This window comes from Streptococcus sp. Marseille-Q5986, assembly GCF_946902915.1.
Classification (GTDB): Bacteria; Bacillota; Bacilli; order Lactobacillales; family Streptococcaceae; genus Streptococcus.
Map to the genome: position 1 here is coordinate 1 of NZ_CAMPPY010000009.1, position 21250 is coordinate 21250.

Below are 21250 nucleotides of genomic sequence, written 5' to 3' on the forward strand. Positions count from 1 at the left end.
GATACCTTATCTGCTATCCATTTAGGAACTCCTAACTTAAGCAATCCCCACAATCGTCTAGATTTCTTCTTCCATTGCTTCTAAATAATCACTCGTAGGCGAGTACGCAAGCGCTCATGAGACCTCACGGGATAAGTCGTACATTTTTCCTCGTTTATACAAGATATGAGGACATTAAAAGGTTACAGTGAAAATAGGAAATCTGACGCAGAGTCTTTAGACTCTAGGAAGATTTATCTTTTTCACACAAACCTTAGTCCGAATTCAATTACTCTCGTGATTTACGTATATAGGTTACGACTACCTTTTTGGACTTTAGAGTTTGAAGCCCCCTTATCCGCTATATACGCCTTACTATCACGTTCCTGTTCGTAGAGCCACGATTTCGCTATCCCTTCCTCTGACGATTCTTATTTCCAGCGTCAGACTTAAAACGGTCTATCCCCAGACCGTTTTAATCCGCTACCTCACGATAGTCAGGCTTGGGAATCGCTATTGGTTTCACCGGTAGCGGGTGCCCACGGAGGACTTACACCTCAGATGCACGACATGCCCGTCGTACGTAAAAAAAGAGCAGTTCACATCTGAACTGCTTTTTTTGCTATTCTGTCTCTTCCTTCTTTTCTTCATTTTTAACTGGAGCTGGTTCATAAGCTCGGATAATTTGAGCGACAACTGGGTGGCGAACCACATCCTTGGCTGAAAAATGAACAAAGTCGATTTGGTGAATGTTCTTGAGCTTTTCTTGGGCATCAATCAAACCGGACTTGACATTACGCGGCAGGTCAATCTGACTGATATCTCCATTGACAATCATCTTCGAATTAAATCCTAAACGAGTCAGGAACATCTTCATCTGCATGATGGTCGTATTTTGTGCCTCATCGAGAATGACAAAAGCATCGTCCAAGGTCCGACCACGCATGTAAGCAAGGGGCGCAATTTCGATAATCTCACGCTCCATAAGACGAGTCGTTTGGTCTTTGCCGAGAATCTGATACAAGGCATCATAAACTGGTCGAAGATAAGGATCCACCTTCTCCTTGAGATCACCCGGAAGAAAACCTAGACTCTCTCCTGCCTCCACTGCTGGACGAGTCAGGATAATCCGCTTGACTTGCCCACGTTTAAGGGCAGTCACTGCCAAGGTCACTGCAAGAAAGGTCTTCCCTGTCCCTGCAGGCCCAATTCCAAAGGTCACATCATGCTGTTTGACACTGTCCACATAAAGCTTTTGACCCAAGGTTTTGACACGAATAGGCTTCCCTGTATTGTCCTTGATAATTTCTTCTTCGTAAAGGGCGACAAACTTATCAATTTCATCGTTTTTGACCATACTAATCGCAGTCACCACATCTGGCGTACCAACCGTCATCCCACGGTTCACCAAGACCATCAAAGATTGGATAACCTGACGAGCTTCCTCGCAAGCAGACTCTTCTCCCAAAACCTGGACAATCTCCGTACGAGCATGAATGACAACATCAAGCTCTTCTTCCATCAAACGAAGATGGCGCTCATTGGAACCAAAAAGATGAAACAGGTCATCAGGATGACTCAGTTGAATGTCTATTGAATGTTCCTTCAAATAAAGAACCTCTCTAATCCGTTTATTTCTTTTTATTATAGCAAAGAGAACAATAAAATACTAGCCTCATCTCATTGTCTCTAGTGTTCTAAGTATTCTTGCCAGATGGCGTCAAAGTCTCCTAGGTTGAAAGAGAAACTAGCATGCTCCTCCAAAAAGCGACTCACCTCATCAAAATCATCCGTGTGTTTTGGGAAGGCTGACTCCTCAAAAGAGAGGTCTGCCAAGATAGCTTTGGGACTGTTACTTTTAGGATTGCGCTCGGTCATGAGCCAAGTGTAAAATGATTTTCTCATATGTCACCCTAGATCAACTCAGTCCCAAACTGGTCTTGTTTGATTTTGCCAGCCTTCATCAAGCCCCCGAGTGCTTTCTTGAACTGACCTTTAGAAATACCAAAGGTTGCCTTGATGTCGTCTGGAGATGACTTGTCATTTAAGGTCATGAAACCGCCATTGCTTTCCAAATAAGTCAAAATCATCTGAGCATCGTTTTCCAACATTTCAAAGGAGCGTGGTTTGAGGGAGAGGTTCAGAGTGCGATCCACTTCACGGAACCCAATAACGCGCGCATCTAAAACTTGACCCAAACGTGGCTCTGCGTAACGCTCACTTGGGTGGATAAAGCCAAGCATGTTATTTTCTGGTAGGTAAACAAAGGTTCCTGACAGCTTGAGGCGGTAAACAATGGCTGGCCAGTTTTGGTTCTGCATGTTGTTGTAGGCAGGACGAGCCAAACGTTGGAAGTCTTCTTGATAAGCCAAGAGGCCCCAGATACGGTCTTTCTTGTCCACCTCAAGACGGATGTAGAGTTGGTCGCCCTTCTTAGGCCAGAGTTCCTTGAGCTCTGGAAGGATATCGAGTGACACTACGATTTCCTTGTCAGGTAGGCCTGTATCCACAAAGACACCCAAGTCCTTGCGTACTTCTGTGACACGACCCCATCCAAATTGGTCCTGAGTGGCAGTCACTTCTAGAGTTGTCAATCGGAGTTTTTGCTTCATATCCGTGTAGGCAAAACCTTTGACCGTATCCCCTACTGTATGTTGACCTTCTTCCTTAGCAAGAGCATAGGTTTGACCATCCTTTTGCACAAAGTAAAAACGGTCGTTTTCATCGATGATCAGTCCAACGATAAAACTTGCAAGATTTGTATTCATATTTCCTTCTTTCGAATAAAACTCAGCCAGCAATGCCAACTGAGTTTTTCTGTTTATTTTTAGACTTCCAAAAGTTCTTTCTCTTTGTTGGCAGTCATGTCGTCGATGTGTTTGACAGCATCATCTGTTACTTTTTGAATATCTTTTTCAAGAGTCTTCAATTCGTCTTCAGTGATTTCTTTTGCTTTTTCTTGTTTCTTAGCTTCGTCCATAGCATCGCGACGGATATTGCGGACAGCCACTTTAGCATTCTCACCGACCTTCTTCACTTCTTTAGCAAGGTCACGACGAGTTTCTTCTGTAAGAGCTGGGATAACCAAACGAATAACAGAACCGTCGTTAGCTGGTGTGATACCAAGATCAGAAGCGTTCAAGGCACGTTCGATGTCTTTCAATGAAGACTTGTCAAATGGTGTTACCAACAAAACACGTGCTTCTGGAATCGTAATTGAAGCGATTTGGTTAAGAGGAGTTTCTACTCCATAGTATTCTACATGTACACGGTCAAGCAAGCTTGCATTGGCACGACCGGCACGGATACCACCAAATTCACGAGCAAGTGATTGGTGAGACTGGGTCATTCTCTCTTTAGCTTTTTCAATAATTGCGTTAGCCATAATCTTTCTTATTCCTTTTCTTCGATATTATTTGAAACTGTTGTTCCGATATTTTCACCAAATACGACACGTTTAATGTTGCCTGGTTGGTTCATGTTGAAGACAACCAAGTCAATGTCGTTATCCATTGAGAGGGTTGAAGCAGTTGAGTCCATGATACGAAGACCTTTGTTGATAACATCACGGTGGGTCAATTCTTCCAACTTAACGGCTGTCTTGTCTTTCTTAGGATCGGCATTGTAAACACCGTCTACGCCATTTTTAGCCATAAGGATGGCATCCGCTTCGATTTCAGCCGCACGAAGAGCCGCTGTTGTATCTGTTGAGAAGTAAGGTGAACCAATTCCGGCACCAAAGATAACGATACGGCCTTTTTCAAGATGACGAAGGGCACGTCCACGGACGTAAGGTTCTGCCACTTGTTGCATAGCAATGGCTGTTTGCACTCGCGTATCGACACCAACTTGTTGCAATGAATCTGCCATCACAAGAGCATTCATAACGGTCCCAAGCATTCCAGTGTAATCTGCCTGAACACGGTCCATTCCTGCTTCTGCAGCAGGTTCTCCACGCCAGAGATTTCCTCCACCGATAACAAGGGCAATTTCGATACCTAAGCTATGAACTTCTTGAATCTCTTTTGCGATTGTTTGAACTGTTTGGATATCAATCCCTACGCCTCGTTCACCGGCAAGGGCTTCACCTGATAACTTGATTAAAATACGTTTGTACTTGGGATTCGCCATTTTCACTCTCCTTTTTTTATCCTACCTATTTTATCACAATTTCTAAGATTTTTATAGTATCATGAGCAATTCTTTCAAAAAAATTAGACCGTTAAAAATTCCTCTAAGTCGCCAAGAGCACGCTCTGCAATTTTTTCATAACGAGCCTTCTTATCACGAATACGCTCGCCTTCCAACTCCTTGATGATTCCAAAATTGACATTCATTGGTTGGAAATGTTTGCTGTCCGCATGGGTGATGTAATGAGCTAAGCTTCCAATCGCTGTTGTTTCTGGGAAAATAGCCTCGCTTTCTCCCTTGAAGAGACGAACCGCGTTAACTCCCGCAACCAAGCCTGACGCTGCGGACTCAACATAGCCTTCCACACCCGTCATTTGACCAGCAAAGAAGAGGTTTGGCTGTTTCTTGGAACGATAGGTTTGCTCAAGAAGATTTGGTGAATCCATGTAAGAATTGCGGTGCATGACACCATAGCGAACAAACTCCGCATTTTCAAGACCTGGAATCATTTGGAAGACACGCTTTTGTTCTCCCCATTTGAGGTGGGTTTGGAAACCAACAATATTATAGAGACTACCAGCTGCATTGTCCTGACGAAGCTGAACCACCGCATAAGGTGTTTTGAAATCGCCATCACGAGGTCCTGTGTAGTCGTCTGGATACTCAAGACCGACTGGTTTCATAGGGCCATAAAGCATGGTTTTAATACCTCGTTTGGCCATGACTTCGATTGGCATACATCCTTCAAAGTACTTTTCTTTTTCAAAAGAATTGAGCGGTGCTTCTTCCGCATTGACCAAGGCTTCATGGAAATCCATAAACTCTTGCTTGGTCATAGGGGCATTGAGGTAGGCCGCTTCTCCCTTATCATAACGAGATTTGAGATAAACCTTACTCATATCGATAGTGTTGACGTCGATAATAGGCGCTGCCGCATCATAGAAATAGAATCCATCGCCGTCATTAAGGGCGTGAATCTTTTCAGCCAAAGCATCACTAGTCAAAGGACCAGTCGCCACAACTGTAATAACATCTGTTGGTAATTCTGTAATCTCATCACGCACTACTTCGATTAAGGGGTGGTTGGCAACTTTTTCGGTTACCATTTGGGAGAAACCATCGCGGTCAACCGCAAGGGCTCCTCCAGCGGGAACACGTGTAGCTTCAGCAGATTCCAAGATAACAGAACCCAAGCGACGCATTTCTTCCTTGAGGAGACCCACTGCATTTGTCAAAGCATCCCCACGAAGAGAATTGGAACAAACCAACTCAGCAAAATTGTCTGTTTTGTGCTGGGGTGTTGACTTGACACCACGCATTTCATAAAGTTTAACTGGAATACCACGCTCTGCGATTTGGTAGGCTGCTTCAGAACCTGCCAAACCAGCACCGATAACATTGATATAAGATTGAGACACGACACTAATACCTCTTTGGGAGTGTGAAAACAAATTTCACATTGAAAAAGCCAATCGGACTTAAGAGCTTTCGAATTTCTTGGCTCAGGCTGAAAAAGTCCCCCAGACTTTTTCACTCCCACAAATCTTTCTAATTTTTTCTTCTACTAGTATAACAAAAAAAGGGAAGAAGGCAAACTTCCCTGTTTAGTCATTTTCTTGATTTTCTTCCCAGTCATGGTAGGCAGCGTATAGCTGGCTTTTATTCCACTGGTAAATCTTAGCGACTTCCTTGATAGCTTGGTTTTTCTTCATTCCTTGCTGGATACGGGCTTGGATTTCTAAGAACAAGTCCTCCTCGGCTTTTTCCTCCACATCCTGACTGGCACCTTCAACAATGAAAAGGCATTCACCCTTGAGAGACGTTTCAGCAATGCTTTCCAATAACTCAGAAATGGTACCTCTTTGATATTCTTCATAGATTTTGGTCAATTCCCTGACCAAGACGACCGAGCGGTCACCGTAGACTTCTAGCATATTTTCTAACGTATCTACCACACGATGGGGCGATTCATAGAAAATCTGAGTTTCAGGATAGCCTTTTTTTGAGTCGAAAAATTGCTTTTGCTGGCCTGATTTTCTCGGTAAGAAACCGTAAAAGATATGTGGCTGTGGCGCTAAACCACTGGCAATCAAGGCAGAAATCCCTGCAGAGGCACCCGGAACTGTGACAACTGCAATCTCTTCCTCGATGGCTGCCTTGACTAAATCATGACCAGGGTCCGAGATGCTAGGCAGACCCGCATCAGAGACCTGAGCGATACTTTGTCCCGCCTTCAGAAAACCAATCAAATCAGGAATTTTTTCCTTGGCATTGTGCTCATGAAAACTAATCTGCTTGGTAGAAATATCAAAATGTTTGAGCAAAAGCCCTGTATTGCGCGTATCCTCAGCAGCAATCCAATCCACTTCTTTCAAGGTCTGGATGGCGCGAAAGGTCATATCATCTAGATTTCCAATCGGTGTTGCCACTAGGTACAGCTTGCCATAGGGAGACTGCCCCTTAAAACTTTTTTGAATCTGCATGCCTACTCCCTGTATAACAACTCGTCACAGAACATACATTCCTCATCCTGCTCTCGACGTTGTCCATAAAAATCATTACAAACGTGAAATCCATCACGGTAAATGCGACGAACACTTTCGCGAACATGCTTGGCCTTGACGGGGGCATCTGCTTCCACCTCACCTAAGCGTTCCCGCAACTTACTATTTTCCAAGCGAAGAGCTGTATTTTCTTCTACTAGGCTCTTGAGATTCTTCTTGATGGCTTCCACATCGGCCAAGGTCACCAATAACTGTTGGGAAAAATCGTCCAGCGCGTCAAATAATTCTTTTTTGTCCATAAAACAGCCCTTTCCTTTCTTTATTGTTCATTTTTTAGTTTATATTTCTTTCAAGACCAGATATTCCATGGCATTTTGAAAGCTGACATTAGCTTGCCACATTTTTCTAGCTTCTAGTAAATCTTGTAGAATCATCCGCACTCTTGCTTGCAGAAGGTCCTGCCCACAGCGGACTTCAAGAATCCGTAAAATCTGATCTTGTTTTTCCTTGTCATCTGCCAAGCTAGCTAATTTGGCAACTTGCAAATAACTTTCTTTTTTCTTAGCTACTAACCGAGTCAGTAGGCGTTCACTTTCAGCGACCAAGGTCCAAAAACTTGCCTGATTTGCCAACTTCTCTGCTTCAGCGCGCGATTGACTAAACTGAGCTAGGAGAGTCGCTTTTTTCTTAACCATCCCCATTTGTTCTAAGATCAAGATGAGCTTTTCTTCTTGTTTTTTAAAGTAGAAAATCTGGGTCCGACTTCGGATGGTCGGTAAAATCTTTTCCTCATCGCTGGTCAAGAAGAAAATATACACCTCACTCTGGGGTTCTTCGATGACCTTGAGCAGAGAATTAGCTGCGTTGGGATGCATCTTCTCAGCTTGCTCGATAATAAAAACCTGTTGTTGGTTTTCAATCCCTGCTTGAGAAAACTGCCCCACCAATTCCCGAATCCGTTCTGTCTTAATGACCTGATTAACTGGCTTAATCAAAGTAACATCGGGAAACTCTCCCTGTTCAATCAGCTTACAATTTCGGCAGTTTTCACATGGCAACACGCCAACCTTATCTCTACAAAAGAGGCTCTTAGCTAGAAATTGAGCCATTTCCAAGCTTCCAAAAAAACCTGAAAAGAGATAGGTGTGATTGAGCTGGTCTTGTTCTAGGATACGGACAAAGCGCTCAAACTGGGCTGGTTGCCAAGCCTTTAGTTGATCTTGTTTCATTTGGCCAAGCCCATTCTGTCAAACAAGACAGCCTTGGTAATTTCCACAACTTGGTCCAAGGGGAGACTCGCATCAATCTTGACAATGCGATTTCCCTCTTTTTCCAGAAGAGAAAGATAGCCTTGACGGACTTTTTTGTGCAAGTCCAACCCTTCCAAGTCCAAACGATTGACCTCGCGATTGCTATTAGCAGCAATGCGAGCCAGTCCTTCTTCCACCTCGATGTCAAAATAGAGTGTCAAATCAGGTTTAAGACCATCTGTCGCAAAGTGATTGAGCCAGTCAATGGCGTCAATATCCAAGCCACGACCAAATCCCTGATAGGCAACGGAACTATCGATGAAGCGGTCCATAATGACCAACTTACCATCTTCAAGGGCAGGGAGAACTTTTTCCACCAAGTGCTGTCTGCGACTGGCGATATAGAGAAGGAGTTCTGTCTTCGCATCCATCTGAGTATGACTTGGGTCTAAAATCACTTCCCGAATCTTCTCCCCAATCAAGACTCCGCCAGGTTCACGGGTCGTCAGCACCTCTACCCCTTTTTCCTCTAAAATTGGGAGCAGATCCTCTAAAACACTGGTCTTGCCTGCTCCCTCTGGTCCCTCAAGAGAGACTAAAAATCCTTTTGACATGTCTAACTCATTTCTTTTTTACTACTTCTATTCTATCAAAAAAATGGAGGTTTGTGACAATCTTTTTGTCTTCTCATTTCAACCACCATAAAAGAGGCAGTCAAAGCCACCTCTTATTTACCTAGTTCTTGTGTTCGTTTATAGGCTTGCTGAACTGCCTCCATGACTGTCCCTCGAAAAGCATGCGTTTCTAGGCTTGCTACTCCAGCGATAGTCGAACCGCCTGGGCTACATACTTGGTCTTTCAAAACTCCAGGATGTTGCTGGCTTTCAAGGACCAATTGCCCAGCTCCTACCACAGTTTGGGCTGCCATTTTCAAGGCTGTTTCTCGTGGTAATCCCGTCTGAACACCCGCATCTGCCAAGGCCTCAATAAAGAGATAGACAAAGGCAGGTCCACAACCTGCAAGACCTGTCGCCGCGTCGATTAAGCCTTCTCCTAGTTCAACCAAGAGACCAGCCTTGGCTAAAAGCTGACAAAAGAGCTCACTGTCCTCAACCCTGCAATTAGGAGACAAGGCATAACTAATCACTCCTTGACCGATAGAAGCAGGGGTATTGGGCATCATACGAATAATTCGGTGTTGACTTGGAAGAAGACTAGCCAGTTTTTCTAAGGTCAATCCAGCTGCCATGGAAATCAAAAGAAGACTCTCTCTTTTTTCAAGGATGGTCTGATATTGAGAAAGCAGTTCAGAAAACTGAGCTGGCTTAACACCTAGAAAAATCACATCTGCTTCTGCGAAAATTTCTTCATTGCTGGAAGCCTGACCACTGAAGTCGTCAATAAAAGCATCCACCTTGGCTTGACTACGATTGGCAAGAAGAATGTCATCACACGTCTTGGCCTGCGAGACAGCCTTAGCCAAACTAGCTCCCATATTCCCCAAACCGATAAATCCAATCTTCATCTCTTACTCCCTTATCTGTCCGTCACCAGTAACCACATACTTGTAGCTGGTCAACTCTTTTAATCCCATTGGCCCACGCGCGTGCAGTTTCTGAGTAGAAATCCCCATCTCACAGCCAAGACCAAATTGTCCCCCATCGGTGAAACGAGTTGAGGCATTGACATAAACCGCTGCAGAGTCCACTTGATCTGTAAAGTAAGCTGCAGCTTCAGCATTTTCCGTCACAATGGCATCCGAATGATGGGTACTGTGGGTTTCAATATGGGCAACCGCTTCTTCTAAACTGCTCACAACCTTAACAGCTAGGACATAGTCTAAAAACTCGGTATCAAAGTCTTGTGCTTCAGCTGCTTGGCCTGAAACAAACTGACTTGCTTGGCTATCCAAGCGGAATTGAATTGGTTCAAGCCCAGCTTCTTTACGCTCTGCAACCAGCACGTGCTCCAAGCGGGGAAGGAAGCTTGCTACCTTGTCTTCATGAACCAGCAGAACCTCCATGGCATTACATACAGAAGGACGACTAGTTTTGGCATTGTTGATGATAGACAGAGCCTTGTCGTCGTCTGCGTCCTTATCCACATAAACATGGACAATCCCAGTTCCTGTCTCGATAACGGGTACAATAGCATTTTCAACCACGGCATTGATCAAACCAGCTCCTCCACGAGGAATGAGAAGGTCTAGATAGCCCTTGGCTTTCATCATAGCATAGCTACTTTCACGGCTGGTATCTTCCACCAGTTGAATCACATCTGGATGAATAGTCGTTGTCTCCAAGCCCTTTTTCAAAGCTTTAACAATAGCATGGGCAGTTTGATAGGCATCCTTCCCACTACGAAGAACAACCGCATTTCCACTCTTGAGAGCCAAAGCAGCCGCATCAGACGTCACATTTGGACGGCTTTCATAGATAATACCGATAACACCCATGGCCACACGTTTTTTGGTGATAACCAAACCATTTTCAAGATGATTGGTTTCTAAAACTTCACCGATTGGATCTGGTAAGGCAACCACTTCACGAATCCCAGTTGCCATCGCTTCTATACGCCCTGCATCCAAATAAAGACGATCCAGCATCACATCTGAGATTTTACCCTTGGCCGCTTCCATATCGAGGGCATTGGCCACTAAAATCTCCTCAGTAGCAGCCACTAAGTGATCAGCCATGGCTAACAAGGCTTGGTTTTTCATCTCTTCACTAGCTGTGTTGATCGATTTTTTAACAGCCTGTACCTGTTCAAATTGTTCTTGTGTACTTACCATAGTTTACCTCTAAAATTCTGTAAAGAGTAGTTGGATTTCAGGAGTAATGGAAATCCAGTCATCACGGTGAATCAAGACACCCTTGGCTTTTTGAGAACGCAACATATCCTCCAAAGCAGATGCTCCAAATTGCACGCGTCCTTTTCCAAGTGATTTTCCACTTTCCTTGTCAAATACTGTCACAATATCACCGTAAGAAAAGGCTCCTTCTGCTTCAACAATACCAGATAAGAGAAGACTCTTTCCATGTTGAGAGAGAGCTTCCGCAGCCCCTTTATCAACCCAAATAGAACCTTGGCTCTGAGCATAAAAGGCCAGCCATTGTTTCTGGGTACGAAGCCCCTTCTCTTGAGCAACAAAGTAAGAACCATTCTTAGTTTCATTTGCCGCCTCAATCATGGCATCTGCCTTCAAGGATGAGCAGATATAAACAGGAACTCCTGATTCTGTCGCGATAGTTGCAGCTTTGATTTTGGTTAACATGCCACCTGTACCATTAGACGAACCTGCTCCACCGGCCATATCAATAATCTCACGATTGATGCTCTCAATTTTCTCCAAGCGTTTGGCTCTTGGATCTGAATTAGGATTTCCTGTATAGAGACCGTCTACATCTGTCAAGAGGACCAAAAGGTCTGCTTGGACCATGGCCGCTACCTGCGCACTCAGAGTATCATTGTCCCCAACCTTGAGCTCATCAATAACAACACTATCATTCTCATTGATGATAGGAATCGCGCCACGGCTAAGTAAAACTGATAAAGCCTGATGGGCATTTTTATAACGGCGCTTATCCACAAAGTCATCCTGGGTCAGCAAGATTTGTGCAGAAACGATTTGGCGCAAGAGAAGATTGGTCGTGTATTCTTCCAACAAAAGCCCCTGCCCTACCGCTGCTGAAGCCTGTTTATCAGCAATCTTAGTCGGACGCTTTTTAAATCCTAAGGCTCCAAAACCAGCCGCAATGGCTCCCGACGACACCAAAATCAACTCATGACCCGCCTCGTGTAACATAGCCAACTGTTGAGTAATAGCCTTTACCTTACTACGTGATAAACTTCCATCCTCATTTGTCAGAGAAGAAGTCCCCACCTTAAAGACAATCCGTTTGTATTTCATAGTCTCACTCCGATTCTTCATATTTATCCATTATAACATGAATAGCAGGAAATAGAAAAGAGTTGATAGGAAAAAGGTCGAGACAAGCTATCTCAACCTTTTATCAAATCTAATTCTTTCTCAATCTCTCCAATGTTTCCTTAAAAATCTCTGGTATATCTGCTGTAAATTCCAAGGTCTCACCCGTTCTCGGATGCGTAAAACCTAAAGTCTTGGCATGAAGAAATTGTCCATGCCCTTTCAGGGTCTTACGTGGACCATAGACTTCATCACCAGCGACTGGATGGCCGATATAAGCCATGTGGACACGAATCTGGTGAGTGCGACCTGTCTCCAGTTGCAACTCTACTAAGCTGTAATCACCAAAACGTTCCAAGACGTGAAAACGGGTCACTGCAGGCTTACCTTTGGCAGTCACAGCCTGTTTCTTACGGTCTTTTTCACTACGGCCAATCGGTGCTTCAATTACACCCCGATCATTGGGCAAATTTCCATGAACAATCGCCCAATATTTGCGAAGAGACTTTTTATCCTTGAGTTCTTGGGCAAGTGCTAGATGCGCCTCATCGTTTTTAGCAATCATGAGAAGGCCTGATGTATCCTTATCAATACGGTGAACAATTCCTGGACGCAGAACCCCATTAATACCCGACAAGTCCTTAATATGATACATAAGGGCATTTACCAGAGTTCCACAAGTATGACCAGCACTCGGATGCACAACCATCCCTTGAGGTTTGTTGACAACAGCTACATCCTCATCTTGATAGATGATTTCGAGTGGTAGATTCTCAGCCTCATACTCTAAAACCTCTGGTTCTGGCACATGGTAGGAGACGATATCCCCCTCTTGGACAGTGTATTTTGCTTTCTTGGCTTGCCCATTAACCAAGACTTGTCCAGCCTTGATTTGTTCATTAGCGAGACTGCGCGACAATTCTGTAAGATCCGACAGGGCCTTGTCTAAACGTTGCCCACCAGTTTCAATTTTTATTTCCATTTACTTCCTCTTTAAGCATTGCAATCAATAGAACAATGACACCAACTGTTAAATAGCTATCAGCAACATTGAAAATTGCAAAGTTGATAAAGTCTAGGTGAAACATATCCACCACAAAACCTTGACTCATTCTGTCAATAAAGTTGCCAAGACCTCCCGCGATTATCAAGGTCAGTCCAAAGACCAGCCAGAGAGAGTCCTCCATGTGCTTATGTAGATACCAAATGGCACCTACCATAACGACCAGTGTAATGACAGCAAATAACCACTGCTGGTCTTGTAGCATCGAAAAGGCAGCCCCTCGATTTTGCAGGTAGGTTAGGCTAACGAGATTGGGTATCCACGAACGAACTTCACCCAGTGGAATCTGCTGGACGATATAGGATTTGACTAACTGATCCAGCGCAATCAAAAGCAGTACAATGACTGCCACCATTCCTCTTTTTTTCATGATTTCCTCTTCTGATCAAAATATTCTTGCATGACTTCTACGAAAAGAGTTCCAGCCTGACTAAGCTCCACTTCCTCACGTTTAACATAGACCATGTGATTATCCAAATTATCCTTGAGACGAATGACTGTGATGCCATTGACACTGTCACTATCTAAAAATCCTGAACCTGCCGCATAGGCGTCCGTCCGCTCCAAAATACCATTCAAAGTAGCACGGTCGGTCACATTGAACATCTGCGAGCTCGCGCTGGTGTCGACAAAGTTCTCTGAGTAGTAAAGGTACTCGTCTTTCTCTTGAGTGAAACGAACCGTTGGCAGATCCGCTAAATCCTCCATAACCAATTCCTCTTTCTGCGCTAAAGGATGCCCTTCACGCAGATAGATGTGAGTGTGAAAAGGAATTAGTTCAATAACTTCTAAACCAAGCTTTTCAACCCGTTGCATGATGCCCTTTTTATTTTGGTTGTTGAGGTAGATAATCCCAATTTCACTGTGTCCTTGGGCCACTTCGTCTAAGATTTGAACTGTAGTAGACTCAAAAATACGAAAGTTCTTGTAGTCAGGATAACGTTCTGAGAAGGCTGTAATGGTTGGTGGCAAGAAGTCATAGTGCTGGCTGGCAATGGAAAATTCAGCCTTTTCTTCCTCAGGATTGGCATACTGATTTTGAAAAACATCGAAGCCTTTGACCAACTCCTGCGCTTTCTCATAAAATTCCATTCCACGACGGGTCAAGAAAGTCCCTGAGCTGGTCCGACGGAAAATCTTAAAGCCCAATTCTTTTTCCAAATCACGAACAGAAATAGACAGACTCGGCTGACTGACATACATCTTTTCGGCAGCTTCACGGAAAGTACCACTATTGGCAATAGCCACAACATAGCGTAACTGTTGAATGTTCATCTTCTATCCCCAACTTCTCTATCTGTTCATTATACCATATTTTAGAAGTTTTCCACCTAGGAAAAATAATGTCACTCATAAAATTTATCTACACTAGTAACAAAGAATTATGGGTATCAAAACAAAAAATAGGCTCTCCGAAATCTCAGAAAGCCTTATTTGATGCTAGTTCTAGCTTCCTCGCCTTTACAGTTCAAGGCTCGGGATAAAAAGGTTCACTGGACCTTTTTATTTAGCGATTGGGTAAACAGAAACTTGCTTTTTATCGCGTCCTTTACGTTCAAAGCGTACTACGCCTTCAACTTTAGCGAACAAAGTATCGTCTCCACCACGTCCAACGTTTACACCTGGATAGATATGTGTACCACGTTGACGGTAAAGGATTGATCCACCTGTTACAGTTTGTCCATCGGCTGCTTTAGCTCCAAGACGTTTCGCTTGTGAATCACGTCCGTTTGATGTAGAACCTCCACCTTTTTTGTGGGCGAAAAGTTGCAAGTTGTTAAGAGTCATTTTTAACATAATGTTTTCCTCCGTGTTAGTTTTCTGTGATAACTCTGGTTTGGACGAACTCAGAAGAGCTCTCCGATAAGTTTGCCATACCTAAGAAAAATGATTCAAAGAATAACTGGGTCATTTCTCTCTGGTGTGAAGGAAGATCTTTTGGTATTTCAACCATCAGATAGCCACCTTCATCTTCGTTTAATTCTAGGATTGGTTCATAGCCTGCAAATTTTTCAATGGAATTGATAAAGTTAATGGCAAGCGTAGAAACCGATGCACACACGACATCTAAGCCGTATTCGCCACTCTCAGCGTGTCCAGTAATTTCCGCACTCCTCAGCTCGCCATCTTCGGCTCTCTCAAAGACTGCTTGTATCATGTGTTCTCCTTAAAATTAAGCGTTGATTGCGTTGATGACAACTTTTGTATATGGTTGACGGTGACCTTGTTTACGGTGGCTACCTTTTTTAGGTTTGTACTTGTAAGTAACAACTTTCTTTTGTTTTCCTTGTTTTTCAACAGTTCCAACTACAGTAGCTCCAGCAACAAGTGGAGTTCCGACAACAGTGTTTTCACCACCAACAAGAACAACTTCGTTAAAAGTAACTTCTTGACCAGCTTCAACGTTCAATTTTTCAACGTAAACTGCTTGACCAACTTCAACTTTAACTTGTTTTCCGCCAGTTTTGATAATTGCGTATGTGCTCATTATGCACCTCCTATGATTTTTATGGGTTTACCCGAATTTTTGTGAAGACTCGCCTAGCATCGTGGGACGAACCACTTAAAAGAAGAGCTCTAAGTATAACAAAGAATAAACTAGAAATTGAACCGAAGACTTAACTTATGCTAGTCAATGCGACAATGACGAAGTTTAAATTTGTTATACGATGAGCAACGATGTTCGTGCGGTTGCACAGGATCGTGCACAGTCAACTCTTCAAGTATAGCATATCTCCTATTTTCTTACAAGTAATAACACCTAAAATCAAGCTTTTTCTTTTACATTTTTCTGCCATGAAGCAAAAAGCATACTGAGATAAAAAATGCTCATTATAATAGGAACACCAAGAATGGTCTTTTCCTGATAGAAAATCGTCAAATAGGCCGCAAAAACCACTCCAAGGACAAAACTAGTAAGCAGGCTAACAAATATGAAACCTTCACGTAAAAAAGGCGTATGCTTGGTCCGGAAATAATCTCCAAAAGCTAACATGGTCCGTTTGATATTTCCTGTCATAAATGCATTGTTATAAGCAATCCCAGATACTTCTCCAAAAGCGGTTGTCACCAACCCCATACAAAAGGCCAGGGGCGGTACTAGATAGATATTATCTACAGTTTGCGGTACAAATCCAATAACTATTGATAGGATTGCCAAAGGAATCAATGACAAAATAGGTTTTTTTACAATTCTCAATTTTTCCTTATAAACAGTTAGTAAAAAGACCCCCATCATAAAAGCTAGCAAGGTGAAAATCTTGTCCCTAACATCTGAAACATTATTTTGGATTAATTCTACTGATAGAAAGACGACATTCCCCGTTTGTCCAGCTACAAGAGTATTTCCTCGCACAATAAAGGTATAGGCATCTACATATCCTGCACAAAAAGTCAAAAAAAGCGCTAGTCTCTTAGACTGACGTGATATTTTTCTTATAGGTAATAATCTCATTTTCCCTCCCATTTCATTATTGTACCACTTTCTTTAGAAAAGGCCTAGTAGCTTATTTGAAAATTTTTACCCCTTGTTGGATAGTCTCTGCCATCTATGTTATAATGAAGGAAGGATTTAAAATCGGAAAAGGAGTATCTATGCTTAAATTAGGTGTCATCGGAACAGGCGCTATCAGCCATCATTTCATAGAAGCAGCCCATGCTAGCGGAGAATACCAGCTGGTCGCAGTCTATTCTAGAAAACGAGAAACTGCCGCAACCTTTGCTTCCCGCTATCAAAATGTCCAACTCTTTGATCAATTAGAAGACTTCTTTAAGTCTTCCTTTGATGTAGTCTATATCGCTAGTCCAAACTCCTTGCATTTTGTTCAAGCCAAGGCTGCCTTGTCTTTTGGCAAGCATGTCATTCTTGAAAAGCCAGCTGTCACTCAGCCACATGAATGGCTGGATTTGAGACAGACAGCTGAGAAAAATCACTGTTTTATCTTTGAAGCGGCACGTAATTACCACGAGGAAGCTTTTACCACTATCAAAAACTTTTTAGCAGACAAGCAAGTGCTGGGAGCTGATTTCAACTATGCCAAGTATTCTTCCAAGATGCCAGACTTGTTGGCTGGGCAGACGCCAAATGTCTTTTCAGACCGTTTTGCTGGTGGAGCACTTATGGATTTGGGGATTTATCCTCTCTACGCTGCCGTTCGCCTCTTTGGAAAGGCTCAGGACGCGACTTATCAGGCTCAACAGCTTGACAATAGCATTGACCTAAATGGAGATGGCATCCTCTTCTACCCTGACTTTCAAGTTCATATCAAGGCTGGAAAAAATATCACTTCCAATCTTCCTTGTAAGATTTACACAACAGATGGAACCTTGACCCTCAACACGATTGAACATATCTGCTCAGCTATTTTTACCGACCACCAAGGAAATCAAGTTCAATTCCCTATCCAACAGTCTCCTCATACGATGACTGAAGAAGTTGCTGCATTCGCACAGATGATCCAGCAACCAGACCAGACGCTCTACCAAACTTGGCTAGATGATGCAGGCTCTGTTCATGATTTACTCTATACCATGCGCCAGACTGCTGGCATTAGATTTGAGGCAGAAAATGAAAACTAAACTACCGACTGAATGGCAGAAATTGAGCGACCAACTCGGTTTCCAAGAATTTACCCCCATTCAAACTCAACTATTTGAGCCAATACTTGCTGGAGAAAACCTCCTAGGAGTAAGTCCAACAGGAACTGGTAAGACTCTCGCTTACCTCCTACCAAATCTTCTCAGACTACAAAAGAAAAAAGCCCGACAACTCTTGATTCTAGCACCAAATACAGAACTTGCTGGACAAATTTTTGATGTGTGTAAAACGTGGGCAGAGGCTATCGGATTGACTGCTCAGCTCTTCCTATCAGGTTCGAGTCAGAAACGCCAGATTGAACGCCTTAAAAAAGGACCAGAAATTCTAATTGGAACCCCTGGTCGTATCTTTGAGTTGATTAAATTGAAAAAAATCAAGATGATGAATGTGGAAACCATCATCCTGGATGAATTTGACCAATTGCTCGATGATTCTCAGATTCACTTTGTCGAGAAAATCACTCACTACGCACCTCGTGACTACCAACTCATCTACATGAGTGCGACGACCAAATTTGGCCAAGAAAAGATTGCACCGAACACACGTACCATTAATCTCTCTGATCAAAAACTGGACAACATTCAACATTTCTACATGCAGGTAAACCAACGTCACCGAGTAGATATGCTGCGAAAACTGGCTCATGTAGAGGATTTCCGTGGTTTAGTCTTCTTTAACAGCCTATCAGACCTTGGAAGTGCAGAAGAAAAATTACAGTATCGGGATATCTTGGCTGTCTCCCTCGCTAGCGATGTCAATGTCAAGTTTAGAAAGGTTATCCTAGAAAAGTTTAAGGACAAGCAGCTAACCCTACTCCTTTCAACTGACCTTTTGGCTCGTGGAATTGATATCGATAGTCTAGAATGCGTCGTAAACTTTGATGTTCCTAGAGATATTGAAACCTACACTCACCGTGCTGGCCGTACAGGTCGTATGGGCAAGGAAGGTTATGTTATCACTCTCGTCACTCATCCAGAAGAAATCAAAAAACTCAAAAAGTTTACAAGTGTACGAGAAATTGTCCTAAAAAATCAAGAACTCTATATCAAATAAGGTTGGCATTTGCCAACCTTTTTCTTATCCCCAGGTAATTTCTAATTGATAGCTGGCAAAGGGGTGTCCCTCTTTATTTTGCAGTTGATAGGCGAGCTCAATCTTTTGCCCATCCACTTGATAACGATTCGTTTGAATGATAAATTCCTGCATTCCCATAGGAGTCGGAATATAGGCTAAACTATCGCTATCCTTTAGAAATCTCATAATGGTTTTGGGACTCGAGAAACGTGTCATCACCAGTTCTTCTTCATGAAACTTGAGAACCACTTTTTCCTTTTCCTCATTGTAGAAAAGCAGATAGCGATAATCTCCTTTTTCATGCACTTCCACGTCATAAAGCTGGTCAATCACTTCCAACTGCTCATCAAACTGAATCGTATTTCGCATCCGAATCTTCACATCAGGTCCTCTTTCTTGTCTCTTGTCCTACTATTTTACCAAAAAGAGCAGGATTTTGCTATAATGGTCATATGAACGAAAAAGTATTCCGTGACCCAGTTCACAACTACATCCATGTCAATAATCAAATCATCTATGACTTGATTAATACAAAAGAATTTCAGCGTTTGCGTCGTATCAAACAACTGGGAACTTCCAGTTATACCTTCCACGGTGGGGAACACAGTCGCTTCTCTCATTGTCTAGGCGTCTATGAAATTGCACGACGCATCACGGAGATTTTTGAAGAAAAATATCCAGAAGAATGGAACCCTGACGAGTCTCTCTTGACCATGACCGCTGCTCTTTTACACGACCTTGGGCATGGTGCCTACTCCCATACTTTTGAAAATCTCTTTGATACAGACCATGAAGCCATTACTCAGGAGATTATCCAAAGTCCTGAGACAGAGATTCACCAAGTCCTGCTACAAGTGGCGCCCGATTTCCCAGAAAAGGTAGCCAGTGTCATCGACCATACCTATCCTAACAAGCAGGTCGTGCAACTCATTTCTAGTCAGATTGATGCGGATCGTATGGACTATCTCTTGCGCGACTCCTATTTTACAGGTGCTTCCTATGGGGAATTTGACCTGACTCGTATCCTACGGGTCATTCGACCTGTCGAAAGCGGGATCGCCTTTCAGCGCAATGGCATGCACGCTATCGAAGACTATGTCCTCAGTCGCTACCAGATGTATATGCAGGTTTATTTCCACCCAGCAACACGTGCCATGGAAGTTCTCCTACAAAATCTCCTCAAACGCGCCAAGGAACTCTATCCTGAAGACAAAGATTTCTTTGCACGAACTTCTCCACATCTCCTCCCTTTCTTTGAAAAAAATGTGACCTTGTCTGACTATCTAGCTCTGGATGACGGCGTGATGAATACCTACTTCCAACTCTGGATGACCAGTCCTGACAAGATTCTCGCAGATTTGTCGCAACGCTTTATCAACCGCAAGGTCTTTAAATCCATTACTTTTTCACAAGAAGAACAAGACCAACTCACTAGCATGAGAAAATTGGTTGAGAATATCGGCTTTGATCCGGCCTACTACACTGCTATTCATAAGAACTTTGACCTCCCTTATGATATCTATCGTCCCGAATCTGAAAATCCACGGACACAGATTGAGATTTTACAGAAAAATGGTCAACTGGCAGAACTCTCTAGCCTATCTCCTATCGTCCAATCCCTTGCTGGCAGTCGCCACGGAGATAATCGTTTCTATTTCCCAAAAGAAATGTTGGATCAAAACAGCATCTTCGCAAGCATCACCCAGCAATTTTTACACTTGATTGAGAACGATCATTTTACCCCAAATAAAAAGTAGAAGAGGAAATTTATGAGTATTAAACTAATCGCCGTCGATATTGACGGAACCCTAGTCAACAGCCAAAAAGAAATCACTCCTGAAGTTTGTTCTGCCATCCAAGATGCCAAAGAAGCTGGTGTCAAAGTCGTCATTGCAACTGGCCGCCCTATCGCAGGTGTTTCCAAACTTCTGGACGACTTGCAGTTGAGAGATGAAGGTGACTATGTCGTGACCTTCAACGGTGCCCTTGTCCAAGAAACTGCTACAGGTCATGAGATTATCAGCGAATCCTTGACCTATGAGGATTATCTGGTTATGGAATTCCTCAGTCGCAAGCTCAGTGTTCACATGCACGCTATTACCAAAGACGGTATCTACACGGCCAATCGCAATATCGGAAAATATACAGTGCACGAATCAACCCTCGTCAGCATGCCTATTTTCTACCGCACTCCTGAAGAAATGGCTGACAAGGAAATTATCAAATGTATGTTCATAGATGAGCCAGAAATTCTCGATGCTGTGATTGAAAAGATACCAGCAGAATTTTATGAGCGCTACTCTATTAACAAATCTGCTCCTTTCTACCTTGAACTCCTTAAAAAGAATGTAGATAAGGGTTCAGCTATTACCCACCTAGCTGAAAAACTCGGATTGACCAAAGATGAAACCATGGCAATCGGTGACGAAGAAAATGACCGTGCCATGCTGGAAGTCGTTGGCAACCCTGTAGTCATGGAAAATGGAAATCCAGAAATCAAAAAAATCGCCAAATACATCACTAAAACAAATGACGAATCCGGCGTTGCCCATGCCATTCGTACATGGGTACTGTAAAAGGGAAGAATATACGAAAACTGCTCAGCTGAGCGATTTTTCATATCTAATTACTGCCCCCTGCCGGAATCGAACCAGCAACTACTCCTTAGGAGGGAGTTGTTATATCCATTGAACTAAGGGAGCTAGATAAAAACTCTGCTGAAGA

General features: G+C 43.2%; 25 protein-coding genes, 1 tRNA gene and 1 other annotated feature. Of the genes, 4 read left to right on the top strand and 22 right to left on the bottom strand.

The window, feature by feature from the left end; genetic code table 11:
* Window positions 1-601: 601 nt before the first annotated feature.
* The 20 genes from OVN21_RS09620 to OVN21_RS09720 form a co-directional block, all read right to left on the bottom strand.
* Entirely contained in the window at window positions 602-1588 is a 987-nt protein-coding gene (locus tag OVN21_RS09620; RefSeq protein ID WP_267248240.1) for a PhoH family protein, read from the bottom strand.
* A gap of 80 nt (window positions 1589-1668) precedes the next feature.
* Window positions 1669-1884, bottom strand: coding sequence for a YozE family protein (locus OVN21_RS09625; RefSeq protein WP_267248241.1), 216 nt, complete (start codon window positions 1882-1884; stop codon window positions 1669-1671).
* An 8-nt stretch (window positions 1885-1892) separates the two neighbouring features.
* Entirely contained in the window at window positions 1893-2747 is an 855-nt protein-coding gene (gene cvfB, locus OVN21_RS09630; RefSeq protein ID WP_001095445.1) for an RNA-binding virulence regulatory protein CvfB, read from the bottom strand.
* Between the two features lie 59 nt (window positions 2748-2806).
* Window positions 2807-3364 (bottom strand): ribosome recycling factor, encoded by a 558-nt coding sequence (gene frr, locus OVN21_RS09635; RefSeq protein ID WP_001262225.1) that lies wholly within the window; start codon window positions 3362-3364, stop codon window positions 2807-2809.
* Between the two features lie 8 nt (window positions 3365-3372).
* Window positions 3373-4110: a UMP kinase gene (gene pyrH, locus OVN21_RS09640; protein WP_267248242.1), complete on the bottom strand. Its 738-nt coding sequence runs from the start codon at window positions 4108-4110 to the stop codon at window positions 3373-3375.
* An 83-nt stretch (window positions 4111-4193) separates the two neighbouring features.
* Window positions 4194-5528, bottom strand: coding sequence for a methylenetetrahydrofolate--tRNA-(uracil(54)-C(5))-methyltransferase (FADH(2)-oxidizing) TrmFO (trmFO, locus tag OVN21_RS09645; RefSeq protein WP_267248243.1), 1335 nt, complete (start codon window positions 5526-5528; stop codon window positions 4194-4196).
* A 186-nt stretch (window positions 5529-5714) separates the two neighbouring features.
* Complete coding sequence (rsmI, locus tag OVN21_RS09650; RefSeq protein ID WP_267248244.1) at window positions 5715-6593, bottom strand: 16S rRNA (cytidine(1402)-2'-O)-methyltransferase; 879 nt, start codon at window positions 6591-6593, stop codon at window positions 5715-5717.
* A 2-nt stretch (window positions 6594-6595) separates the two neighbouring features.
* A complete protein-coding gene (gene yabA / locus OVN21_RS09655) occupies window positions 6596-6913 on the bottom strand; it encodes a DNA replication initiation control protein YabA (protein ID WP_000358228.1) in 318 nt (105 codons plus the stop codon).
* Window positions 6914-6952: 39 nt separating this feature from the next.
* Window positions 6953-7843: a DNA polymerase III subunit delta' gene (locus tag OVN21_RS09660; RefSeq protein ID WP_267248245.1), complete on the bottom strand. Its 891-nt coding sequence runs from the start codon at window positions 7841-7843 to the stop codon at window positions 6953-6955.
* Complete coding sequence (tmk, locus tag OVN21_RS09665) at window positions 7840-8478, bottom strand: dTMP kinase (protein ID WP_267248246.1); 639 nt, start codon at window positions 8476-8478, stop codon at window positions 7840-7842. The genes OVN21_RS09660 and tmk overlap by 4 nt, the downstream gene beginning before the upstream one ends.
* 113 nt (window positions 8479-8591) lie before the next feature.
* Entirely contained in the window at window positions 8592-9389 is a 798-nt protein-coding gene (gene proC / locus OVN21_RS09670) for a pyrroline-5-carboxylate reductase (RefSeq protein WP_267248247.1), read from the bottom strand.
* 3 nt (window positions 9390-9392) lie between these two features.
* Window positions 9393-10655: a glutamate-5-semialdehyde dehydrogenase gene (locus OVN21_RS09675; RefSeq protein ID WP_267248248.1), complete on the bottom strand. Its 1263-nt coding sequence runs from the start codon at window positions 10653-10655 to the stop codon at window positions 9393-9395.
* Window positions 10656-10664: 9 nt separating this feature from the next.
* The gene (gene proB / locus OVN21_RS09680) at window positions 10665-11774 is read right to left on the bottom strand and encodes a glutamate 5-kinase (protein WP_267248249.1); all 1110 of its coding nucleotides are present in this window, start codon (window positions 11772-11774) and stop codon (window positions 10665-10667) included.
* Between the two features lie 109 nt (window positions 11775-11883).
* Window positions 11884-12774 carry an RluA family pseudouridine synthase gene (locus tag OVN21_RS09685; RefSeq protein ID WP_267248250.1) on the bottom strand — a complete coding sequence of 297 codons (891 nt, stop codon included), beginning with the start codon at window positions 12772-12774 and terminating at the stop codon, window positions 11884-11886.
* A complete protein-coding gene (gene lspA, locus OVN21_RS09690; protein WP_267248251.1) occupies window positions 12758-13225 on the bottom strand; it encodes a signal peptidase II in 468 nt (155 codons plus the stop codon). Before lspA ends, OVN21_RS09685 begins: the two co-directional genes overlap by 17 nt.
* The gene (locus OVN21_RS09695; protein WP_267248252.1) at window positions 13222-14130 is read right to left on the bottom strand and encodes a LysR family transcriptional regulator; all 909 of its coding nucleotides are present in this window, start codon (window positions 14128-14130) and stop codon (window positions 13222-13224) included. The genes lspA and OVN21_RS09695 overlap by 4 nt, the downstream gene beginning before the upstream one ends.
* A gap of 228 nt (window positions 14131-14358) precedes the next feature.
* On the bottom strand, window positions 14359-14652 hold the full coding sequence (rpmA, locus tag OVN21_RS09705) for a 50S ribosomal protein L27 (RefSeq protein ID WP_000916509.1): 294 nt from the start codon (window positions 14650-14652) through the stop codon (window positions 14359-14361).
* 16 nt (window positions 14653-14668) lie between these two features.
* Entirely contained in the window at window positions 14669-15013 is a 345-nt protein-coding gene (locus OVN21_RS09710; protein WP_267248253.1) for a ribosomal-processing cysteine protease Prp, read from the bottom strand.
* 15 nt (window positions 15014-15028) lie between these two features.
* Window positions 15029-15343 carry a 50S ribosomal protein L21 gene (gene rplU, locus OVN21_RS09715; RefSeq protein WP_000109141.1) on the bottom strand — a complete coding sequence of 105 codons (315 nt, stop codon included), beginning with the start codon at window positions 15341-15343 and terminating at the stop codon, window positions 15029-15031.
* A 35-nt stretch (window positions 15344-15378) separates the two neighbouring features.
* Window positions 15379-15558: a sequence feature (ribosomal protein L21 leader region), on the bottom strand.
* Between the two features lie 64 nt (window positions 15559-15622).
* Window positions 15623-16309 carry a YoaK family protein gene (locus OVN21_RS09720; RefSeq protein WP_267248254.1) on the bottom strand — a complete coding sequence of 229 codons (687 nt, stop codon included), beginning with the start codon at window positions 16307-16309 and terminating at the stop codon, window positions 15623-15625.
* 140 nt (window positions 16310-16449) lie between these two features.
* Between OVN21_RS09720 and OVN21_RS09725 the strand changes: the two genes are divergently transcribed.
* Together OVN21_RS09725 and OVN21_RS09730 are read left to right on the top strand one after the other, a co-directional pair.
* Window positions 16450-17433, top strand: a complete 984-nt coding sequence (locus OVN21_RS09725; RefSeq protein ID WP_267248255.1) for a Gfo/Idh/MocA family protein — start codon at window positions 16450-16452, stop codon at window positions 17431-17433.
* On the top strand, window positions 17423-18505 hold the full coding sequence (locus OVN21_RS09730) for a DEAD/DEAH box helicase (protein WP_267248256.1): 1083 nt from the start codon (window positions 17423-17425) through the stop codon (window positions 18503-18505). The genes OVN21_RS09725 and OVN21_RS09730 overlap by 11 nt, the downstream gene beginning before the upstream one ends.
* 24 nt (window positions 18506-18529) lie before the next feature.
* Here OVN21_RS09730 and OVN21_RS09735 read toward each other — a convergent pair whose 3' ends face one another.
* Window positions 18530-18907 carry a DUF1934 domain-containing protein gene (locus OVN21_RS09735; RefSeq protein ID WP_267248257.1) on the bottom strand — a complete coding sequence of 126 codons (378 nt, stop codon included), beginning with the start codon at window positions 18905-18907 and terminating at the stop codon, window positions 18530-18532.
* A 71-nt stretch (window positions 18908-18978) separates the two neighbouring features.
* On the opposite strand from OVN21_RS09735, the gene OVN21_RS09740 reads away from it, so the two are divergent.
* Together OVN21_RS09740 and yidA are read left to right on the top strand one after the other, a co-directional pair.
* Window positions 18979-20283: an HD domain-containing protein gene (locus OVN21_RS09740; protein ID WP_267248258.1), complete on the top strand. Its 1305-nt coding sequence runs from the start codon at window positions 18979-18981 to the stop codon at window positions 20281-20283.
* 12 nt (window positions 20284-20295) lie between these two features.
* Entirely contained in the window at window positions 20296-21102 is an 807-nt protein-coding gene (yidA, locus tag OVN21_RS09745) for a sugar-phosphatase (RefSeq protein WP_267248259.1), read from the top strand.
* Window positions 21103-21156: 54 nt separating this feature from the next.
* Here the strand turns inward: yidA and OVN21_RS09750 are convergent.
* Window positions 21157-21228, bottom strand: a tRNA-Arg gene (locus tag OVN21_RS09750).
* Between the last annotated feature and the right edge of the window lie 22 nt (window positions 21229-21250).